Here is a 2649-nt window from a genome sequence, read left to right as displayed (position 1 = left end):
CGCGGGGTCGCCGGCGGCCGACTGGCGCAACAGCGCCTCGAAGCGCGCAGCCGGCTCGCCGGTCTTGAGCGCGCCGTCGTGCGCGCTGCGCACCGCGGCCAGCCGGTCGATCAGCAGGATGCCCGCAATGCCGTCGCCCTCCATGAACGCCCCCATCAGCCCATCGCGCACCACCGAGGCGTAGGCGGTGCCCACGATCTCCTTGCGCGCGAAATCGATGGCCAGGAATTTCTCGTGGATCAGGATGCCCGAGACGTAGATCACGGCCGTCAGGTCCAGCAGGTAGATGAGCATGAGCTTGCGGCCCACACTGAGCCGGCCCAGCCAGCCCGATACGCGGTGCATGATTGCCATGGTGTCGTGCTTGGGGCCCCGCGCGGGGAAAGAAAGGCGCGGGGCGGTTGCGGGAACGAACGGGGGGATGAATCGAATCAGCGCCACCGGAGCCCCATGCAAATTCCAAGCCACACGCCCGATGGCCACGCGATCGGAACGCAGCCATGGACAGAGCAGATTACAGGGCTATAATCTTCGGCTTTGCTGGCAATACCCCGTCGGCCAATACTAGTTACAGACGGGGAACCCGCTGCACACGGCATTCAGGCCCGATCTCCTGGATACCCTCTGTGGGCACATTTTGGAAACCATTAGCTAATGACCACCATCCGCGTAAAAGAAAACGAACCCTTTGACGTCGCCCTGCGCCGCTTCAAGCGCACCATCGAAAAGCTCGGCCTGCTGACCGACCTGCGCGCCCGTGAGTTCTACGAGAAGCCCACCGCCGAGCGCAAGCGCAAGAAGGCCGCCGCCGTCAAGCGCCACTACAAGCGCGTTCGCAGCATGCAGCTGCCCAAGAAGCTGTACTAAGCTCTGACAGAGCCGGCCTCACCGCCGCAAAACCCGCGCTAGGGACGCCAAGCGCGGGTTTTTTCGTTTGGGACGCAAAGCCCGCCCCATCCGTCCACCCCTTGTTGACCGGAGAAAGACATGAGCCTCAAAGAACAGATCACTGAAGACATGAAGACCGCCATGCGCGCCAAGGACAGTGAGCGCCTGGGCACCATCCGCCTGCTGCAGGCCGCGATGAAGCAAAAGGAAGTGGATGAGCGCGTGCCAGGCGCAGAGCCTGTAGTGCTCGACGACGCCGCCGTGGTCGCCATCGTGGACAAGCTCATCAAGCAGCGCAAGGACTCCATCACCGCCTTCGAAGGCGCGGGCCGCCAGGACCTGGCCGACAAGGAAAAATCCGAAATGGCCGTGCTGCAGGCCTACCTGCCCGAGCGCATGTCGGCCGACGAAACCCTGGCCGCCGTGAAAGCCATCGTGGCTGAACTGGGTGCCGCGGGCCCCGGCGACATGGGCAAGGTCATGGGCGTGGTGAAGACGCGGCTGGCCGGCAAGGCCGACATGGGCCAGGTCTCCGCCGCCGTGAAGGCCGCTCTGGCCGGCTGATCGGGCCCTCGGGACGCGTGCCATGCGCGTCCTTGCAAAGCGGGGTGCCAGCGCGCTGCACCCCGCCATATTCCTTCCTCATTCCCCCGTACCGCCCACCGCGCCAATGCGTGCGCCGTCGCCGCCGGCCGCCCATTGCGCGCGGAAGTGCTCCTGCAAAAACTCCACGCACACGCGCACCTTGGCCGACAGATGGAGCCGCGTGGGATAGACGGCCCACACATTCGCTTCCTGCCGCCACTCGGGCAGGACCGGCACCAGGTGCCCCGCGCGCAACTGCGGTCCCACGTCCCACAGCGAGCGCAGCGTGATGCCTCGGCCGTCCACGGCCCACTGCACCACCATTTCCCCGTGGTTGGCCGACAGCGGGCCGCGCACCTTCACCGACTCTTCCACGCCGCCGCTGCGCAGGCGCCACACGCCGAACGGGTGGTCGCGCTCCTTGATGACGAGGCAGTCGTGGCTGGACAGCTCCGCCAGCGTGCGCGGCGTGCCATGGCGCGCCAGGTAGGCGGGCGCCGCGCACAGCACCCGGTGGTTGTCGGCCAGCCGCCGCGCGATGAGGTGCGGCGCGATCTCGTCGCCCACGCGCACGTCCAGGTCGAACCCCTCGCCCGCCACGTCCACCAGCCGGTCGAACACCTCCAGCCGCACCTGCAGGGCCGGATGGCGCTCCACCAGCCGCGACAACGCCGGCGCCACCACGCGCCGCCCGAAGCCGAAACTGCAGCTCACCCGCAGCAGGCCGCGGGGCTCGCGCCGCGTGACCGCCACCTCCTGCAGCAACTGGTCCACATCGTCCAGGATGCGCTGCGCCCAGTGGAAGACGCGCTCGCCCTCCTCCGTCACCACCACGCGGCGCGTGGTGCGGTGCAGCAGCTTGACCGCTAAATCCTCCTCCAGCAGTCGGATGCGCTTGCTCACATAGGCGGGCGATGTGCCCAGCTCGGTCGCAGCCTCGCCGAAGCTCGATTTGCGCACCACCACGGTGAACACGCGCAGGTCGTCGTTGGAAGGAATTTTGTGCACGAAGTGTGAAGAATGAGACCACAGGCGGCGGATTGTATTTTGCGAGGCACTGCCGAACAATGCCCCCATCCGGCACCTGCCGCTCTGCTTTTTTCCACAAGGACCCCCATGCAAAAAACCAAGTACCAGATCGCCGTGATCCCCGGTGACGGCATCGGCAAGGAAGTC

At 66.4% G+C, this 2649-nt stretch carries 3 protein-coding genes and 1 pseudogene; 2 read left to right on the top strand and 2 right to left on the bottom strand.

What is annotated here, in order from left to right:
• A pseudogene (locus AC27KI_RS22460) lies at positions 1 to 354 on the bottom strand (sensor domain-containing diguanylate cyclase); the annotation flags it as partial.
• A 300-nt stretch (positions 355 to 654) separates the two neighbouring features.
• Here AC27KI_RS22460 and rpsU point away from each other — a divergent pair.
• Positions 655 to 867 carry a 30S ribosomal protein S21 gene (gene rpsU / locus AC27KI_RS22455; protein ID WP_007833691.1) on the top strand — a complete coding sequence of 71 codons (213 nt, stop codon included), beginning with the start codon at positions 655 to 657 and terminating at the stop codon, positions 865 to 867.
• Positions 868 to 987: 120 nt separating this feature from the next.
• The gene (locus AC27KI_RS22450; RefSeq protein WP_487089645.1) at positions 988 to 1452 is read left to right on the top strand and encodes a GatB/YqeY domain-containing protein; all 465 of its coding nucleotides are present in this window, start codon (positions 988 to 990) and stop codon (positions 1450 to 1452) included.
• A gap of 78 nt (positions 1453 to 1530) precedes the next feature.
• Here AC27KI_RS22450 and AC27KI_RS22445 read toward each other — a convergent pair whose 3' ends face one another.
• A complete protein-coding gene (locus tag AC27KI_RS22445) occupies positions 1531 to 2481 on the bottom strand; it encodes a LysR substrate-binding domain-containing protein (protein ID WP_487089646.1) in 951 nt (316 codons plus the stop codon).
• Between the last annotated feature and the right edge of the window lie 168 nt (positions 2482 to 2649).

It is taken from the genome of Acidovorax sp. KPB24-03 (assembly GCF_057546605.1).
Note: the sequence above shows the minus strand (reverse complement) of the source record. Positions and strands in the feature narration are given on the sequence as shown.

Excerpts from the sequence above, each read along its gene's own strand:
- rpsU (WP_007833691.1), top strand. The coding sequence starts at position 655 with ATGACCACCATCCGCGTAAAAGAAAACGAACCCTTTGACGTCGCCCTG.
- AC27KI_RS22450 (WP_487089645.1), top strand. The coding sequence starts at position 988 with ATGAGCCTCAAAGAACAGATCACTGAAGACATGAAGACCGCCATGCGC.